Below are 14,926 nucleotides of genomic sequence, written 5' to 3'. Positions count from 1 at the left end.
GTAGCGGAGCGGGCGGGCGGGGAGTCGGTTCCCATGGCGGGGAGTCCTTCCGGGTCGGGTCGGGTGCCGGTGCGGGCGAGGGTGGTCAGCAGGATCAGCTCCAGGGGACGCGGCACCGCGTCGACGAGGGTCTCGGGCCACTCGCCGTCACGGGTCAGGACCTCCACCCGCTCGCCGTCGATCACGATCGTGTCCTCGATCTTGGCCGCTGAGGCGGTCGGGTTCCAGGCGAAGGCCTGGCCGTCGTGCACGACATCGTCCGCGGTCGGCGTGGCACGGGGGTCCCGCCCGGCGTATCCCGCGGCGCCGCCCTGGTGGTGGCGGGTCCACTCGTGCTCGTCGAAGCCGTGGCGCGGATAGGCGGCGGCGATCTCGGCGAGGACCTCCGAGAGCGGCGCTCCCGGTCGGGTGGCGCGGAAGCGCGTCCGCCTCGACCCGCCGCAGGGCGGCGGAGCGCGCGGCGGCGGCCGGATCCTCGGCGTCGAAGCGGATCCAGCGGCTGAGGTTGGCGACCAGTCCGTGGCGGCGCGCGCAGACGACGATCATCGCCCGGCGGCCGAGGGAGCCGAGGTCGGGAGAGGGTGGCGGTGGGCGAGGCGTCCGTCGCCGGCCACCATCACCACGACGGGATCCGCCCCTGCGGAGACGAGCGCTCCGGCCAGCCGAGCGGCGATCTCCCTCTCCGAGTCCTCCGGGTGAGCACCGACGAGCTCGCGGGTGAGGGCTGCGGCGGCGTCCCGGCAGAGGGAGCGGTAGCGCTCGCGCTCGACGGGCAGCAGCACGGCGCGGGCGGCGCGCAGGCCCGCGGCCAGCGACTCCTCGGATCTCGACGCGGCCGACGCCCTCGGGCAGGAGCGGCGCGTGCCACGGGACGGTCTCGACGGCGACGCTCCCGGCGAGTGCGCCGAGCTCCTCGTCGAGCAGGCGGTCGACCTCGTTCGAGAACACGCGGACCCGGTCGCACTCGCGGTCGACGAGCACGGCGGCGATCGGGGCGCCGAGCGGACTCGTGTGCACCCGTGCCCCTCGAGGTACCAGGAGAGGGCGGTGGAGGACGTGAGCGCGACGGCGTCGGCGTCGGATCCGTCGAGCAGCGCCAGGACCCGCTCGCGCTTGACCGCGTGGTCGCCGGCGCTCACGCCGTCACCTCGACGGGTCCGAATGCGACCCGGCCGGGCCCGCGGGCCGCGAGCCCCCACTCCGCGCCCGTCCACCGCCGGCCCTCGAGGGCGAACGGCTCGCCGACGGCGCGGCCGTCGAGCAGGAACCGCGCCACGGATCCGTCGATGCCGACGCCGATCCGGGTGCCGACGGCGTCCAGCGGCGTCGCGGGGGAGTCGCCCAGGACGAGGTGGGCACGGCCGTCGGCGTCCAGGCGCAGCTCCCTGGTGACGGAGTCGACGAGGACGAACGCGGCCTCGGCGCCGTGCGCGGAGAGCACGTCGGTCTCGATGCGGCGGTGCGCGCCGTCGAGCAGGCGCAGGAGCGCGGCGTCGGGATGCCCGAGCAGGGTGAGCCGCCCGCCGCCGACGGACTCGACCAGCTCCGCAGGCAGCGCGTGCCGGGAGTGCCAGGCAGCGCTGAGCCGCTCCTCGGAGAACGCGTCTCCACCGCGCGGTCGCGGCGCGGGCGCCGATCCGCCGCGCGGAGTCGGCCAGGAGGGCACCGGGGTCCCGGTGCCGTCCTCGTCCGTCTCCCCGATCAGCGGCCAGCCGTCGTCGCTCCAGCGCAGCGGCTGCAGATGCAGCACCCGGCCCAGCGCGCCCTTCGCCTGGAAGTGCAGGAACCACTCCTCCCCGTCCTCGCCCCGGATCCACGCGCCCTGGTGCGGGCCGTTGACGGGTGTCGAACCCTGCTCGAGCACGAGGCGGTGCTCCCACGGTCCGTCCCACGTCGGTGCGCGGAAGGCGTACTGCCAGCCGGTCGCGACTCCGCCTGCCGGCGCGAGCACCCAGAGCATCCCGTCGCGGGAGTAGGCCTTCAGGCCTTCCAGGGTCGAGCAGCCCTCGATCGCGTCACCGTCGATCACCGTGCGCGAGGCCCCGAGAGCGCGAGTCAGCGCCGGATCGACGTCGAACACGTCGAGTCGGTTGGCGGAGCCGGCGCGGGAGCGGGCCCAGCCGTGCACGATCACCGCTCCGTCCTCGCCCCAGAACGGGCACGCGTCGATCACTCCTCTCGCCTCGAGCACGAGTCGCGGCTCGCTCCACGGACCCTCGATCGAGGGCGCGTCCACCACGAGCACCCCGCGGTCGGGATCCCCCCAGACGACGAAGAGGCGGCCCTCGTGCTCCCTCATGCTGGGCGCCCAGACTCCGCCGTCGTGAGGGGAGTCCGGCCGGTAGCCGCCGGCGTGGCCGACGGGCCTCCAGGTCATCAGGTCGTCCGAGTGCCAGAGCGGGAGTCCGGGAGCGCGGTCGAAGCTGGAGGCGACCAGGCCCCATCCGCCCGTCGAGAGGGCGATCGCATCGGGATCGGGGACGTCGTGATCCAGCAGAGGGATTCGTGTACACGGAGGTGGTCTCGCGGTCGTCGGGCATCGTCGCCTTTCTTGCAGTGCACCTGTTGGCACCCTGTGTGCCTCCTGCTACAGTACGTGAGAAACCGGTTTCTCGGAACCGTCTCGAGCGACCTGACCCGGCCGCCGCCATCGCCCGAACCGGGCGCACGCTCAACGAGGAGTTGCACATGATCCGTCCCACCCCGCACCGGGCGCTCAGGGCTTTCAGCGCCGGCGCCGTCGCGCTCGGCCTGGCCGTGAGCGTCACCGCCTGCTCCGGCCCGTCCCAGGAGGCCGGCGAGGAGTCCGCCGGCCCCGTCACCATCTCCTTCCAGTGGTGGGGCAACGACGAGCGTGCCGAGCTCACCGAGGCCGCCATCGACGTGTTCGAGGAGAAGAACCCGGGAGTGACGGTCGAGACGTCCTTCTCGGCCATCGACTCCTACATCCCCAAGCTCGCGACGCAGATCGCCTCGGGGTCGCAGCCCGACCTGTTCCTGATCCCCATGGAGTCGGTGAAGGAGTACACGCAGAAGCAGGCCACCACCGACATCAGCGAGTACGTGGGCGACATCATCTCGGTCGACAAGATCCCCGAGGCCACGCAGAAGATCGGGCAGATCGACGGGAAGACCTACGGCTTCACTCTCGGCACCGCCACCTACGGGTGGGCCTACGACCCCAACGTCTGGGCCGCCGCCGGACTCGAGACGCCGGACGAGGACTTCACCTGGGACGACCTGATCGACGCGGGCACCGCCATCCGCGAGGCCAGCGGAGGCGCCAAAGCCGCGATCAGCGACCCGGGCGGCTACATCGCCCTGTTCTCGACCTGGCTGAGCCAGCAGGACAAGCTCCTGTTCACCGAGGACGGCGAGCTCGGCTTCACCGAGAAGGACCTGCTCGGCTGGTTCGACCTCATGCAGGAGCTGCGCGACTCCGGCGCCTCGACCGACCCGCAGACGACGTCGACGATCGACCAGAGCATGCAGAACTCCGGATTCGCCCGTGGGCTCGCCGCCGGCGAGTTCATCGCGGCGTCGATCACCGGCGCGTTCGTCGACACGCTCGGGGAGGGCAACGTCGCACTCGCTCCGATGCCGACCGACACGGGTGTGATCGGGCTCGGCATGGCCGGGACGAACGTGGCCGCGATCTCGCCGCAGTCGGACCACCCCGAGGAGGCGGCCGCGTTCCTCGACTTCCTGATCAACGACCCCGAGGCGGCCGAGATCCTGAAGCTCAGCCGCGGCATCCCGCTCAACACCGACAACTACGACGCTCTGGCGCCGACGCTGAGCGGTGGCGACAAGATCGTCAACGACTTCGTGCAGAAGTACCAGCCGCAGTTCTCCGGACCCCGCGCCGCTGGCTCCTCCGGGAGTGAGCACCCTGCCCGCCGACTTCACCCTCGCCTACGAGGGCATCACCTTCGGTCAGCAGTCGAACAAGGACGCCGCGAAGTCGCTCTACGCGACCTTCGAGGCCGCGATCTCGTGACCCGCCGGTCGGCGGGGTCACCCCATCAGGAGGCACGGCGATGACCCTCACCGAAGAGGCGGTCACCCCGCCCTCCTCAGGCGCCCGCGAGCGCGCCCACCCGCCCGAGGAGGTCGAAGCGGCGGTCCGAGAGCGCCGCCTGGGTGTTCCTCTCGCCGTGGGTGATCGGGGCGACCCTGCTGACCATCGGGCCGATGATCGCCTCGCTGGTCCTCTCGTTCACCGACTACGACCTGTTCACGCAGCCGCAGTTCGTCGGGTTCGACAACTACCAGCGCATGCTGACGGAGGATCCGCGGTTCTGGAAGTCCGTGGGCGTGACGCTCACCTACGTCCTGGTCGCGGTCCCGCTGAAGCTGGGCCTCGCCCTCGCCGTGGCGCTGCTGCTCAACCGTCCCCGGCGGGGGCAGGGCTTCTACCGCTCGGCGTTCTACGCGCCGTCCCTCCTCGGAGCGAGCGTCGCGGTCGCCATCGTCTTCCGCACGCTCTACTCGCAGGACGGCGTCGTCGACTCCGGTCTCGGACTCGTCGGGCTCGACCTCGGCGGCTGGATCTCGAACCCGTCGCTCGCGCTCTACGTGCTGGTCTCGCTCGCTGTGTGGCAGTTCGGCGCGCCGATGGTGATCTTCCTCGCCGGGCTGAAGCAGGTGCCGTCCGAGCTGTACGACGCGGCGTCGGTCGACGGAGCGGGCAAGTGGCGCAGCTTCTGGTCGGTCACCTGGCCGATGCTCTCGCCCGTCCTCTTCTTCAACCTGGTGCTCGAGATGATCGGAGCGTTCCAGTCGTTCACGTCGGCGTACGTGGTCAGCGGCGGGCGCGGCGGGCCGATCGACTCGACGCTCTTCTACACGCTCTACCTCTACGACCGGGCGTTCACGGCGTTCGACATGGGCTACGCCTCCGCCATGGCGTGGTTCCTGCTCATCGTGATCGCCGTCGTCACGGCCCTCATCTTCCGGAGCTCCCGCGGACTGGGTCCATACGCAGGAGACGACCGATGACCGCCACCGCCGCGCGCCCCGCCGCCGTCGCCCACCGCCCCCCGCTCCTGAAGGCGCGGCTCGCCTCGGTCGCCTGGCACGTCTTCTCGTTCGCCCTGCTCGCGGTGCTGCTGTACCCCGTGCTCTGGCTCCTCGGGTCGGCGTTCAAGCCCGGCACGGAGATCCTCACGAACCCCACGCCGATCCCGCGGCAGTTCACCCTCGAGAACTTCGAGATCGCGGTGCAGGGCGTGGCGGGACTGAGCCTCGCCCAGCTGCTCGGGAACTCGCTCACCATCTCGGCGCTGTCGGTCATCGGCAACGTGGTGAGCTGCGCCCTGGCGGCGTGCGCCTTCGCGCGGCTGAGATTCCGCGGGCGCGGGCTGCTGTTCGCCTTCATGATCTCCACGATCATGCTGCCGATGCACGTGGTCCTGATCCCGCAGTTCATCATCTTCAACGAGCTCGGGATGGTGGGGACGTTCCTGCCGCTCGTGCTGCCCAAGTTCCTGGCGACGGAGGCGTTCTTCGTCTTCCTGATGGTGCAGTTCATCCGGGGCATCCCGCGCGAGCTCGACGAGGCCGCGTTCATCGACGGCGCCGGTCCGTACCGCTCGTTCTGGTCGATCATCCTGCCGCTGATGCGGCCGGCACTCATCACGACGACGATCTTCTCGTTCATCTGGAGCTGGGACGACTTCTTCCCGCAGCTCATCTACTTGAACAGGCCGGAGTCGTTCACGCTGCAGATGGGTCTGCGGCTCTTCGTCGACCAGACGAGCGCGTCGGCGTTCGGCCCGATGTTCGCGATGAGCGTGCTCGCGATCCTGCCCGTGGTCATCTTCTTCGCGCTCTTCCAGCGCTACCTCGTCGACGGGGTCGCGACGTCGGGGCTGAAGGATGAGCGCGACGAGGGTCGACGACCGTGCGCCGGCTCCGATCCGGCGCCGCAGCGGCCTCGATCCCCACTCGGACACCTTCCACGCGTTCGCGGACGTGCTCTACACCGGAGTCCTCGTCTTCGCTCTGTCCCTGCCCGTCGTCACCGGCTTCGCCGCCCTCGGGGCGGGGGTGCAGGCTCTCCGGGAGGCGCGGGCGGCGGACGGGCACGTGAGCGTCGGCTCCGTCCTGCGGGCCTTCGGCCGGCGCCTCCGGCACCCGGTGGCGCAGCTGCTGCCCACCGTCGTCGCGGCGCTGCTCGTGCTCGATGTGCTCGTGCTGCCGTTCCTCGGCGCCGACGACCGCCGCCGCGGTCGTCCCGATCGTGCTCGCGGCGACCGCGGGCGCCGTGGCGCTGCGGGTGGCGGGGGCCTGGCGCGACGATGTGCCGGCTCGCCGCACTCTCGCCCTGGCGTGGCGCCGGATGTCCGCCGACGCCGGCGGGACCGTTCGTCCTGATCCTGGCCGTCGCCTCCGCCGGCGCCGTGATCGCCGTCGTGCCGCTGCTGGTCGTCGTGATGGCGGGTCCGCTGGCCCTCGCCGCCCTGGCGATGGACCGCGACGGGGAGGCGCCGCGGTGATCGTCGACGACCCCCCACCCGCCGCGTCATCGTGGTGTCGGACGTCGCGAACGAGGCCGACGACCAGTTCGCCGTCGTGCACGCCCTGCTCTCGCCGTCCCTCGACGTCCGGGCCGTCGCGCCCTCCCACTTCGGCGACTCCCGGTCGTCGCGGTCGATGCTCGACTCGCGCGAGGAGCTCGACCGCCTCCTGGAGCTGATGGGACGCACCGGCACGGTGCCGATCCGCGAACGGAGCGACCGGCGCGCTGGCCGGTGAGACCGAGCCGCAGGACAGCCCGGGCGCCCGCCTGATCATCGAGGAGGCGCGTCGCGCCGATGCCGGACCGCTGTTCGTCGCAGTCCTCGGGCCGCTGACCGACGTCGCGAGCGCGCTCCTCCTCGCTCCGGACCTCGCCGCGACCGACACCACCGTGATCTGGATCGGCGGCCCGCCCTACGGCGACGTCGAGTGGCGCGGCACCTGGCCCGAGTTCAACCTGCGGGAGACGACATCGCGGCCGCCAACGTCGTCTTCGGCTCCGGCATCACCCTCCAGCAGGTGCCGTCGGACGTCTACCGCCTGGTGAGCGTGGGCTACGCCGAGCTGCGCCGCAAGGTGGAGCCGCACGGCGCGCTGGGCCGGTACCTCGTGCAGACCGTCGCCGACTTCAACCGCGAGCACCACCGCGTGCCGGTGGAATCGCGCTGCGCTCGGCGACTCCCCGGCGATCGCCCTGATGCTGGATCCGTGGTGCGCGGTGTTCCGTCGGCAGACGCCCGTCCGCTTCACCTCGACCGGGCACTGGGAGCCGGCGACGGCGGGGTCGGCGGTGTCCGTCGTCGAGCGGATCGACGTGCGCTACCTGCTCGAGGACCTGTTCGCGAAGCTCGCCGAGCACGGGGAGGCGGTCGCGGCCTGAGCTCAGCGCGGCGCGGGGCCGGAGCTCTCGCGCTGGCGGAGCGCTCCCTCGAGCCAGAGCGGACCCGGGACCGCCCGCCCGTCGATCGCGAGTCGGAGTCGCCGCCACGTGTCCACCCCGAGATCGTCCTGCGGAACCGAGACGGTGGTCAGAGTCGGCTCGCTGAACCGCGCGTAGGGGATGTCGTCGACACCGACCACCGAGAGGCGCCCGGGCACGTCGACCCCCAGCTCGCGCAGCCGCGGGAGGAGTCCCAGCGCGGTCAGGTCGTTGAAGGCGACCACTCCGGTCGCTCCTGTCTCGAGGACCGCCTCGGCGCTCTCGAAGCCGTCGTCCAGGCTCGAGCCCACCGTCCGCCGGTCGATCCGCAGACCGTCGATGCGCGCTTCCGCCGCGTCGAGGCCGGCGATGCGGAGCCGGTTCGAGGCGCTCGTGATCGGTCCGCCGAGGTAGACCAGGTGCCGATGACCGAGCTCGACCAGGTGGTCGACGACGAGGTTCACGGCCTGCGCGTAGTCCATCGAGACCTGCGGCACTCCGTCCCGCGCCACGACACGGTTGATCAGGGCCACCGGCGCCGTCTCGTCGACGATCCGGGCCAGGCGCTCGTCGCTCATGCGCGGGGCGCAGAGGATCAGCGCGTCGCAGCGGCGCCGCGCCTGGACGGCGGCGTCCGGCTCGGCCTCCGCGGTCTCCTGCGTGTCCCCGACGAGCACCCGGTAGCCGTCTTCCGCGGCGGCGCGGGTCACCCCTCGCAGGATGGCCTGGAACATCGGGTTCCCGAGGTCGGGAACGACCACGGCCACCGTGTGCGTGCGTCCCAGGGAGAGGTTGCGGGCGATCTCGCTGGGGCGGTAGTCGAGCGAGACCGCGGCCGTGCGGACGCGTTCGGCGATCGCCGGATCGACCGTGGCCAGGCCGTTCATCACGCGCGAGACGGTGGCTCGGGAGACGCCCGCGGCGGCGGCCACGTCGGCGATCCGGGCCGGTCGCGCCTGCTCTGGTGTGCTCATCCGGGTCCTCCTGGCGTGCGGGGTCCCATTGTCGGATCCTTGCCGCGAGGATATCCGACCGCTACGGTGGGCGAGAAACCGGTTTCTGACTTGTCGACGACATCGCCGGTGCAATGGGAGGCGGAGCATGCGCATCGCTGTGACAGGAGCATCGGGCCGGCTCGGCCGGAGCGTGGTGGCGGTGCTGCGCGGCGCAGGCCACGACGTCCGTCCACTGGATCGCGAGCTGCCGGAGGGGCCGGGGGCGGTCGCCGTCGACCTGGTCGACGCGGTCGCCGCGCGCACGGTCCTCGCCGGCATCGCTCCGGACGCGGTCGTCCACCTGGCCGCGATCGCCGTGCCGTTCAGCGCCCCGAGCACCGCATCTTCACGACGAACACGGTCATGGCCTTCTCGGTCGTCGAGGCCGCCGTCGCCGCCGGCGCGACGCGGGTGCTGGTCGCGTCGAGCCCGACCGTCCTCGGCTACGGAGCGCGCGACTGGGTCCCGAGCGGCTGCCGCTCGACGAGCGCATCCCGGTGGCCCCCGCGCACGCCTACTCGCTGTCGAAGGTCTGCGTCGAGGAGATGGCCGCGATGTTCGCGCGGTCGACGCCCGGCGTCCGCTTCGCGTCCTTCCGCCCGTGCTTCGTGATCGCTCCCGAGGGTGGGCCGGCGCGACCACCCAGCAGGGGCACTCGATCCTGGATCGACTGCGCGACCCGGCGCTGGCCTCCGTCTCGCTCTTCAACTACGTCGACGCCCGGGACGCGGGGAGTTCGTCGAGCGCTGGCTCGCCGCCGATTCGGCTCCGAGCGGTGCCTGCTACTTCGTCGGTGCTCAGGACGCGTTCGCCACCCGTCCGCTCGCCGAGCTGCTGCCGGAGCACGTCGGGCACCGCCTCCGCGGCCCGGAACCTCCTGGGCACGCTGCCCGCGTTCGACAGCTCGGCCGCCGAGCGCGACACCGGGTGGGTGGCCCGGCGCTCGTGGCGGACGGAACTCGATCCGGCCGCGCTCGCCTCCTCCTGCCGTCGGACGCGCTCGCGGCCTCCGCTCACGAACCCGCCCTCTCGCAAAGGACCCCCTCATGACCTCGCCTTCCCGACGGCCCCCTGTACTTCCCCGTCACCGCCTTCGACGCCGGCGGCGACGTCGACCTCGAGGTGACGGCGCAGGTCCTCTCGGCGGGTCTCGAGCACGGTCCCGGCGGTGTGTTCGCCGCCTGCGGCGCGGGCGAGTTCACGCGTTGTCTCCCCAGGAGTCGCTGGCTGTCTCCACGCGGTCGAGGTCGTGGGCGGACGCGTGCCGGTGCTCGCCGGCGTGGGCGGGCCCTCGGCCAGGCCGTCGCCTCGGTGCGGGATCTCGGGGAGTCGGCGTCGACGGCGTCCTCCTCCTGCCGCCCTATCTCGTCGGCTCCTCGCAGGACGGACTGTCCGCTACGTCGGCCGGGTGGCCGACGCCTCCGGGCTGCCGGTCGTCGTGTACCACCGCGGCACCGCGCAGTTCACGGCCGAGACGGTGCGGAGGCTCGTGACCGAGCACCCGACCATCGCCGGGTTCAAGGACGGCGTGGGCGACGTCGCCCTCGCGCAGGAGATCGTGCTCGCCGCGCGGAGCGTCCGCGACGACCTGCAGTTCTTCAACGGGCTCCTCACCGCGGAGGCGAGCCAGGCGGCGTACCGCGCGCTGGGCGTGCCCTCTACTCCTCCGCCGTCTTCGCGATGGCCCCGGCGATCGCCACCGCGTTCTACCGCGCGTACACGGCGGGCGATCAGGCCGCCTGCGACCGCCTGCTGGTCGGCTTCTTCCATCCGCTCATCCACCTGCGCGACACGACCCCGGGCTACGCCGTCTCGCTGATCAAGGCCGGTCTCCGGCTCTCCGGCGCCGAGGTCGGCGGAGTGCGCTCCCCCTGACCGACCCGGGAGCCGAGCACCTCGAGCGACTCCGCGGGCCCTCCTGCGCGCGGGTGAGGAGCTCGTCGCCGCATGAGCACGATCGAGGCGATCAGCGTCCGGTCGCTCTCGGCCCGCATGCCGCGGCCCTGGGTGCCGTCGGCGCCCGATCTGCACCTCGTGCGGGTCGACGTCCGCGACTCGGACGGCTGCTCCGGCTCCGGTTTCTCGTGGACGCCGACCATCGGGGCGAGCGCCGTCGCCGCGCTGCTGCGCGACGACGTCCGCGGTTCGCGCTCGGGCGCGGGCGGATCCGAGGTGCTCTGGCCCCGGCTGTGGGAGCACCTGCACGAGGCGGGCGGGGAGGGATCACGACCATCGCCATGGCCGGTCTCGACCTGGCGCTCTGGGACATGCGGGCGCGCTCGCGGGGTCTCGGCCTGCCCGACCTGCTCGGCCGCAGGCAGGAGCGGCTGCCCGTCTACGGCTCCGGGGTCAACCTGCACTACAGCGAGGACGAGCTCGCCGAGCAGGTCCGGCGCTGGATCGCTCGCGGCCTCGACGCCGTCAAGATCAAGGTCGGCCGACCGGACCTCGGCGAGGACGTCGCGCGAGTCGGACTGGTCCGCGAACTGCTCGGCCCCGAACGCCTGCTGATGATCGACGCCAACCAGCGCTGGGACGTCGAGCAAGCGGCGCGCGCCGCCGGCGAGCTGGCGCAGTTCGGTCTCGACTGGATCGAGGAGCCGCTGCGCGCCGACGACACCGCCGGGTACCGCCGACTCGCCGAACGGATCGACGTGCGCATCGCCCTCGGCGAGAACCTGCACACGGTCCACCGCTTCCGCGAGGCGATGGACGACGGGTACGCCGGAGTCGTGCAGCCCAACGTCATCCGCGTGGGCGGAATCACGCCGTTCCTCGCCATCGCCGCGCTGGCCGACGAGCGCGGCGTCATCGTCGCCCGCACCTCCTGCCCGACCTCTCGGCGCAGCTCGCCGTCGCGCGCGAGCAGCCGACCTGGGTCGAGGACGTGGAGGACGCCGGCTTCGACGCCCTCGGCGTCCTCGCGTTCCCCTCTCCGGTGCGGATCGACGGCGCCACCGCGACCGTCGGCACGTCTCTCGGCCTCGGCCTCGACCTCACCGCCCCTCACCTCGACCTCCCTGGAGACCCCGTGACCCTCACCGAGACGACCGCGCTCGACGCCGTCCTCGACCGCTCCTCCTCGGCCGCCCGCATCCTGCGCTCGACCCCCGACACCGACCGCGCGGGCTGGCTCGAGGCGGTGGCCGACGCCCTCGACGCCGCCCGCGACGAGCTCGTCGCGATCGCGAACGACGAGACGCACCTCGCCCCGGCCCGCCTCGTGGGCGAGGTCGCGCGCACGACGGGGCAGCTCCGCCTGTTCGCCGCGGTGGTCCGCGAGGCTCGTTCCGCGAGGCCGTGATCGACCACGCCGCCCCGCAGGCGGTGCCGCCGCGTCCGGATCTGCGCCGCATCCTCGTGCCGCTGGGTCCCGTCGCGAACTTCGCCGCCTCGAACTTCCGTTCGCGTTCTCCGTGGCGGGCGGAGACACGGCCGCCGCTCTGGCGGCCGGGTGCCCCGTGATCGTCAAGGCGCACAGCAGGCACCGGGAGCTTTCCCGGCGCACGGCCGAGGTCGTGGCCGACGCCCTGCGCGAGGCGGGCGCGCCCGACGGCGTGTTCGCCCTGGTGGAGGGGCGCGAGGCGGGCACGGCCTTGGTCGCGCATCCGGCCGTCCGAGCCGCGTCCTTCACCGGCTCGGTCGCGGGCGGTCGCGCCCTCTTCGACATCGCGACCGGACGACCCGACCCGATCCCGTTCTACGGCGAGCTCGGCAGCGTGAACCCGGTCGTCGTCACTCCGGGAGCGAGCGACGCCCGGGCCGACGAGCTGGCGCGCGGACTCGCGGCGTCGTTCACCGCAGGCGCGGGTCAGTTCTGCGCAAGCCCGGCATCGTGCTGGTGCCCGAGGCGAGCGCGATCCCGGTGCCGCCGCGTCGGCCGTGGCGGGGACCGCGGCCGCCGAGCTGCTGACTCCGTCGATCGCCGACGCGTTCGCAGGCGGCTGGGCCTCGCTCGCCGCGCTCCCGGGCGTCGAGGTGCTGACCGAGGCGACCGCCGGCCCCGAGGGGGTCACGCCGGGCCTCCTGCGCGTGCCCCTCGAGGTGCTGCTCGCGGAGCCGCTCCTGCGCGAGGAGCTGTTCGGCCCCGTCACGCTGCTCGTCACCTACTCCGGCCTCGGGAGGCGGTCGCGGCGCTGGCCGGTTTCGAGGGCTCGCTCACCGGCACCGTGCACGCGGAGCCGAGGAGGACGTCGCCGCACTCGTCGCCGTGCTCGCCGAGCGCGTCGGCCGCGTGCTGTTCGACGGCTGGCCGACCGGCGTCGCGGTCACCTGGTCGCAGCACCACGGCGGACCCTGGCCGGCCACGACCTCGCTCTTCACCTCCGTCGGTGCAACGAGCGTCCGCCGCTTCCAGCGCCCGATCGCGTTCCAGGACGCACCGGAGCAGCTGCTGCCCGAGGAGCTCGGGAGTCGAACCCGCTCGGCGTGCCCCGCCGCGTGGACGGCGTGCTCGGAAGCGGCCGATGACCGCGGTCGGAGGCGTCGTCGAGCTCGGGCTCCGCAGTCCCGCCGAAGCGCTTCCGGCGGATCGCACGCCGGTGACCGTGCTCTTCCGGCACGCCGACGCGTCGGTCGAGGTGCCGGGCTTCTGGGACGGCGACGACGTCTACCGTGTGCGCTTCAGCCCGTCGCTCGAGGGTCCGTGGTCGTGGACGAAGCCGCAGCGGCACGGCCGAACTGGACGGCGCGTCGGGGTCGGTCTCGGTCGACCCGCGCGAGACCCCCGGCCCCGTGGGCGTGGTCGCGACGTGCCACTTCGCCCACGCCGACGGCACGCCGTACCGTCCGGTCGGGGCGACCGTCTACAACTGGCTGCACCAGACCGACGAGCTGGTCGCCTCGACGGTCACCGCGATCGTCGACGCGGGAGTTCACCGAAGCTGCGCTTCCTGGTGTTCCCGCAGGCGGGCGGTCACGTGGAGCACGTGCCCGAAGCTGCTGCGCCTTCGAGCGCGGCGAGGACGGACAGTGGGACGTCTCGCGCCCCGTCGTCGCCTTCTTCCGGCTGCCTGGACGAGGCCGTCGTGACGCTCGGCCAGCACGGGATCCAGGCCGACGTCCTGATCCTCAACTCCTACGACGGCGGCGCCTTCGGACTCGACGGCTTTAGCGAGGAGGAGGACGCGGCGTACCTGCGCTACCTCGTCGCCCGCCTGTCCGGCGTTCTCCGAACGTATGGTGGTCGCTCTGCAGCGAGTTCGACATCCTGCCGCGTCCCGTCGAGCCGCTGGACTCGCCCTCGGCGAGCTGCTGGCCGGGGTCGACCCGCACGCAGCGCCTCCCGCTCGATCCACCGGTGGATGGAGTTCTACGACCACAGCCAGCCCTGGGTCACCCACGCGTCGATCCAGAACGGCGCGGCGAACGGAACAGTTCGGCCGCGCTTCGCTCTACCGCGACGCGTACCCCAAGCCGATCGTCCTCGACGAGATCGCCCAAGTACGAGGGCGACATCCAGGACCGCTGGGGCCATCTGGCCGGCGAGGAGCTCGTGCACCGCTTCTGGGTCGCGACCGTCGCCGGCTGCAACGCGCCTCGCACGGCGAGAGGCTTCCGCACCCAGAGCGGCGAGCCTGCACATCGTGGAGGGCGGAGGAGCTGCGGGGCACGAGTCCGGCCCGCCTCGGGTTCCTCCGCGAGGTGCTCGACTCGCTGGTGGTGCCCGGCCACGGATCCGATCGACCGGTGGGACGACCCGGGCTACGTGGCCGGGGTTCCGCGGGTGCAGTACGTGCAGTATCTGGGGTCGTCGTCGCCCGCGTCGTGGAGCTTCCGGCTGCCGCAGGGGGACGTGGGGGAGCGGCTCCGGAGTGGGCGACGTCTTCGAGGTCGACGTTATCGACACCTGGGGCATGACCATGACCCCGGTGGGCCGGCGCTTCGCGCTGACGGAGGTGCTGCGCAACGACGCGTACGCCGACGGTGCGGTCGAGCTGCCGGAGGGACAGGCGCTGGCACTGCGGATCACGCTCGGGTGGTCTGAGTCCCTCACGCATCCGCATCCGCTCGCCTCTCCCCAGTTCGTTCCGACGGGGCCTCCCGCGCATGCCTTCTCGGTGAGGGTTCGTGCGGGAGGTCGTGATGATGGACACAGAACGAGTTGGGACGGCGGGGCGAGGACATCGCTGCTGAGCATCTGAGGGCGAAGGGCTTCGAGCTCCTGGACCGGAACTGGCGGGTACGGGAGGGCGAGTTGGACATCGTGGCGCGCGAGGGTGTGGCGCTGGTGGTGGTGGAGGTGAAGACGCGCTCCTCGGCGCGCGGTTCGGGATGCCGATCCGAAGCGATCACCAGGGGCGAAGGCTGCCAGCGGTTGCGGCGGCTCGCGTATGCGTGGGCGCGGGAGCACGGTCAGCGGTCGCGGCATCTGCGGATCGACGCGGTGGGCATCATCGCGCCGGACGGGGTGCCGGTGCAGGTGCGGCACTTCCGGGCGGTGGCGTGATGGGGATGGGCCGCACCTCCGCGGTGGGTGCGCTACCGTCGG

16 protein-coding genes and 2 pseudogenes are annotated in these 14,926 nt (G+C 72.6%); 13 read left to right on the top strand and 5 right to left on the bottom strand.

Features of this window, described 5'->3' with window-relative positions:
• Positions 1–147: 147 nt before the first annotated feature.
• The 3 genes from AC0CII_RS06250 to AC0CII_RS06240 are packed head-to-tail and all read right to left on the bottom strand — an operon-like array spanning position 148 to position 2,572.
• A complete protein-coding gene (locus AC0CII_RS06250; RefSeq protein WP_465228894.1) occupies positions 148–546 on the bottom strand; it encodes a hypothetical protein in 399 nt (132 codons plus the stop codon).
• Positions 543–1,139, bottom strand: a complete 597-nt coding sequence (locus AC0CII_RS06245) for a hypothetical protein (RefSeq protein WP_465228893.1) — start codon at positions 1,137–1,139, stop codon at positions 543–545. The genes AC0CII_RS06250 and AC0CII_RS06245 overlap by 4 nt, the downstream gene beginning before the upstream one ends.
• Complete coding sequence (locus AC0CII_RS06240) at positions 1,136–2,572, bottom strand: family 43 glycosylhydrolase (protein ID WP_465228892.1); 1,437 nt, start codon at positions 2,570–2,572, stop codon at positions 1,136–1,138. The genes AC0CII_RS06245 and AC0CII_RS06240 overlap by 4 nt, the downstream gene beginning before the upstream one ends.
• A 116-nt stretch (positions 2,573–2,688) precedes the next feature.
• Between AC0CII_RS06240 and AC0CII_RS06235 the strand changes: the two genes are divergently transcribed.
• From AC0CII_RS06235 to AC0CII_RS06210, 6 genes are all read left to right on the top strand, one after another.
• The gene (locus AC0CII_RS06235; RefSeq protein ID WP_465228891.1) at positions 2,689–4,044 is read left to right on the top strand and encodes an ABC transporter substrate-binding protein; all 1,356 of its coding nucleotides are present in this window, start codon (positions 2,689–2,691) and stop codon (positions 4,042–4,044) included.
• A gap of 99 nt (positions 4,045–4,143) precedes the next feature.
• Positions 4,144–5,001, top strand: a complete 858-nt coding sequence (locus AC0CII_RS06230; protein ID WP_465228890.1) for a carbohydrate ABC transporter permease — start codon at positions 4,144–4,146, stop codon at positions 4,999–5,001.
• Positions 4,998–6,500: a carbohydrate ABC transporter permease gene (locus AC0CII_RS06225; RefSeq protein WP_465228889.1), complete on the top strand. Its 1,503-nt coding sequence runs from the start codon at positions 4,998–5,000 to the stop codon at positions 6,498–6,500. The genes AC0CII_RS06230 and AC0CII_RS06225 overlap by 4 nt, the downstream gene beginning before the upstream one ends.
• Positions 6,501–6,531: 31 nt before the next feature.
• Complete coding sequence (locus tag AC0CII_RS06220) at positions 6,532–6,759, top strand: hypothetical protein (RefSeq protein WP_465228888.1); 228 nt, start codon at positions 6,532–6,534, stop codon at positions 6,757–6,759.
• Between the two features lie 154 nt (positions 6,760–6,913).
• Positions 6,914–7,069 (top strand): hypothetical protein, encoded by a 156-nt coding sequence (locus tag AC0CII_RS06215; RefSeq protein ID WP_465228887.1) that lies wholly within the window; start codon positions 6,914–6,916, stop codon positions 7,067–7,069.
• Positions 7,070–7,219: 150 nt separating this feature from the next.
• Entirely contained in the window at positions 7,220–7,402 is a 183-nt protein-coding gene (locus AC0CII_RS06210) for a hypothetical protein (RefSeq protein ID WP_465228886.1), read from the top strand.
• A 2-nt stretch (positions 7,403–7,404) separates the two neighbouring features.
• Here the strand turns inward: AC0CII_RS06210 and AC0CII_RS06205 are convergent, their stop codons facing one another.
• Entirely contained in the window at positions 7,405–8,415 is a 1,011-nt protein-coding gene (locus AC0CII_RS06205) for a LacI family DNA-binding transcriptional regulator (protein WP_465228885.1), read from the bottom strand.
• A 127-nt stretch (positions 8,416–8,542) separates the two neighbouring features.
• Between AC0CII_RS06205 and AC0CII_RS06200 the strand changes: the two are divergent.
• The 3 genes and pseudogenes from AC0CII_RS06200 to AC0CII_RS06190 form a co-directional block, all read left to right on the top strand.
• Positions 8,543–8,755, top strand: a pseudogene (locus tag AC0CII_RS06200) (NAD-dependent epimerase/dehydratase family protein); the annotation flags it as partial.
• Positions 8,756–8,933: 178 nt separating this feature from the next.
• A pseudogene (locus AC0CII_RS06195) lies at positions 8,934–9,026 on the top strand (hypothetical protein); the annotation flags it as partial.
• Positions 9,027–9,685: 659 nt separating this feature from the next.
• A complete protein-coding gene (locus AC0CII_RS06190; RefSeq protein ID WP_465228884.1) occupies positions 9,686–10,255 on the top strand; it encodes a dihydrodipicolinate synthase family protein in 570 nt (189 codons plus the stop codon).
• Here the strand turns inward: AC0CII_RS06190 and AC0CII_RS06185 are convergent.
• Complete coding sequence (locus tag AC0CII_RS06185) at positions 10,239–10,535, bottom strand: hypothetical protein (RefSeq protein ID WP_465228883.1); 297 nt, start codon at positions 10,533–10,535, stop codon at positions 10,239–10,241. The genes AC0CII_RS06190 and AC0CII_RS06185 overlap by 17 nt on opposite strands.
• On the opposite strand from AC0CII_RS06185, the gene AC0CII_RS06180 reads away from it, so the two are divergent.
• From AC0CII_RS06180 to AC0CII_RS06165, 4 genes are all read left to right on the top strand, one after another.
• Positions 10,521–11,471, top strand: coding sequence for a mandelate racemase/muconate lactonizing enzyme family protein (locus AC0CII_RS06180; RefSeq protein WP_465228882.1), 951 nt, complete (start codon positions 10,521–10,523; stop codon positions 11,469–11,471). The two genes, AC0CII_RS06185 and AC0CII_RS06180, sit on opposite strands and share 15 nt — an antisense overlap.
• Complete coding sequence (locus AC0CII_RS06175) at positions 11,468–11,740, top strand: hypothetical protein (protein ID WP_465228881.1); 273 nt, start codon at positions 11,468–11,470, stop codon at positions 11,738–11,740. The genes AC0CII_RS06180 and AC0CII_RS06175 overlap by 4 nt, the downstream gene beginning before the upstream one ends.
• Positions 11,741–11,852: 112 nt before the next feature.
• Positions 11,853–14,579, top strand: coding sequence for an aldehyde dehydrogenase family protein (locus AC0CII_RS06170; protein WP_465228880.1), 2,727 nt, complete (start codon positions 11,853–11,855; stop codon positions 14,577–14,579).
• Complete coding sequence (locus tag AC0CII_RS06165) at positions 14,540–14,884, top strand: YraN family protein (RefSeq protein ID WP_465228879.1); 345 nt, start codon at positions 14,540–14,542, stop codon at positions 14,882–14,884. Before AC0CII_RS06170 ends, AC0CII_RS06165 begins: the two co-directional genes overlap by 40 nt.
• Positions 14,885–14,926: the final 42 nt, after the last annotated feature.

The sequence above is a fragment of the Rathayibacter sp. AC182 genome, assembly GCF_979253875.1.
This window is presented reverse-complemented; position numbering and strand designations above follow the sequence as displayed.

Excerpts from the sequence above, each read along its gene's own strand:
- AC0CII_RS06250 (WP_465228894.1), bottom strand. The coding sequence starts at position 546 with ATGATCGTCGTCTGCGCGCGCCGCCACGGACTGGTCGCCAACCTCAGC.
- AC0CII_RS06235 (WP_465228891.1), top strand. The coding sequence starts at position 2,689 with ATGATCCGTCCCACCCCGCACCGGGCGCTCAGGGCTTTCAGCGCCGGC.
- AC0CII_RS06225 (WP_465228889.1), top strand. The coding sequence starts at position 4,998 with ATGACCGCCACCGCCGCGCGCCCCGCCGCCGTCGCCCACCGCCCCCCG.
- AC0CII_RS06210 (WP_465228886.1), top strand. The coding sequence starts at position 7,220 with ATGCTGGATCCGTGGTGCGCGGTGTTCCGTCGGCAGACGCCCGTCCGC.
- AC0CII_RS06205 (WP_465228885.1), bottom strand. The coding sequence starts at position 8,415 with ATGAGCACACCAGAGCAGGCGCGACCGGCCCGGATCGCCGACGTGGCC.
- AC0CII_RS06185 (WP_465228883.1), bottom strand. The coding sequence starts at position 10,535 with ATGGTCGGCGTCCACGAGAAACCGGAGCCGGAGCAGCCGTCCGAGTCG.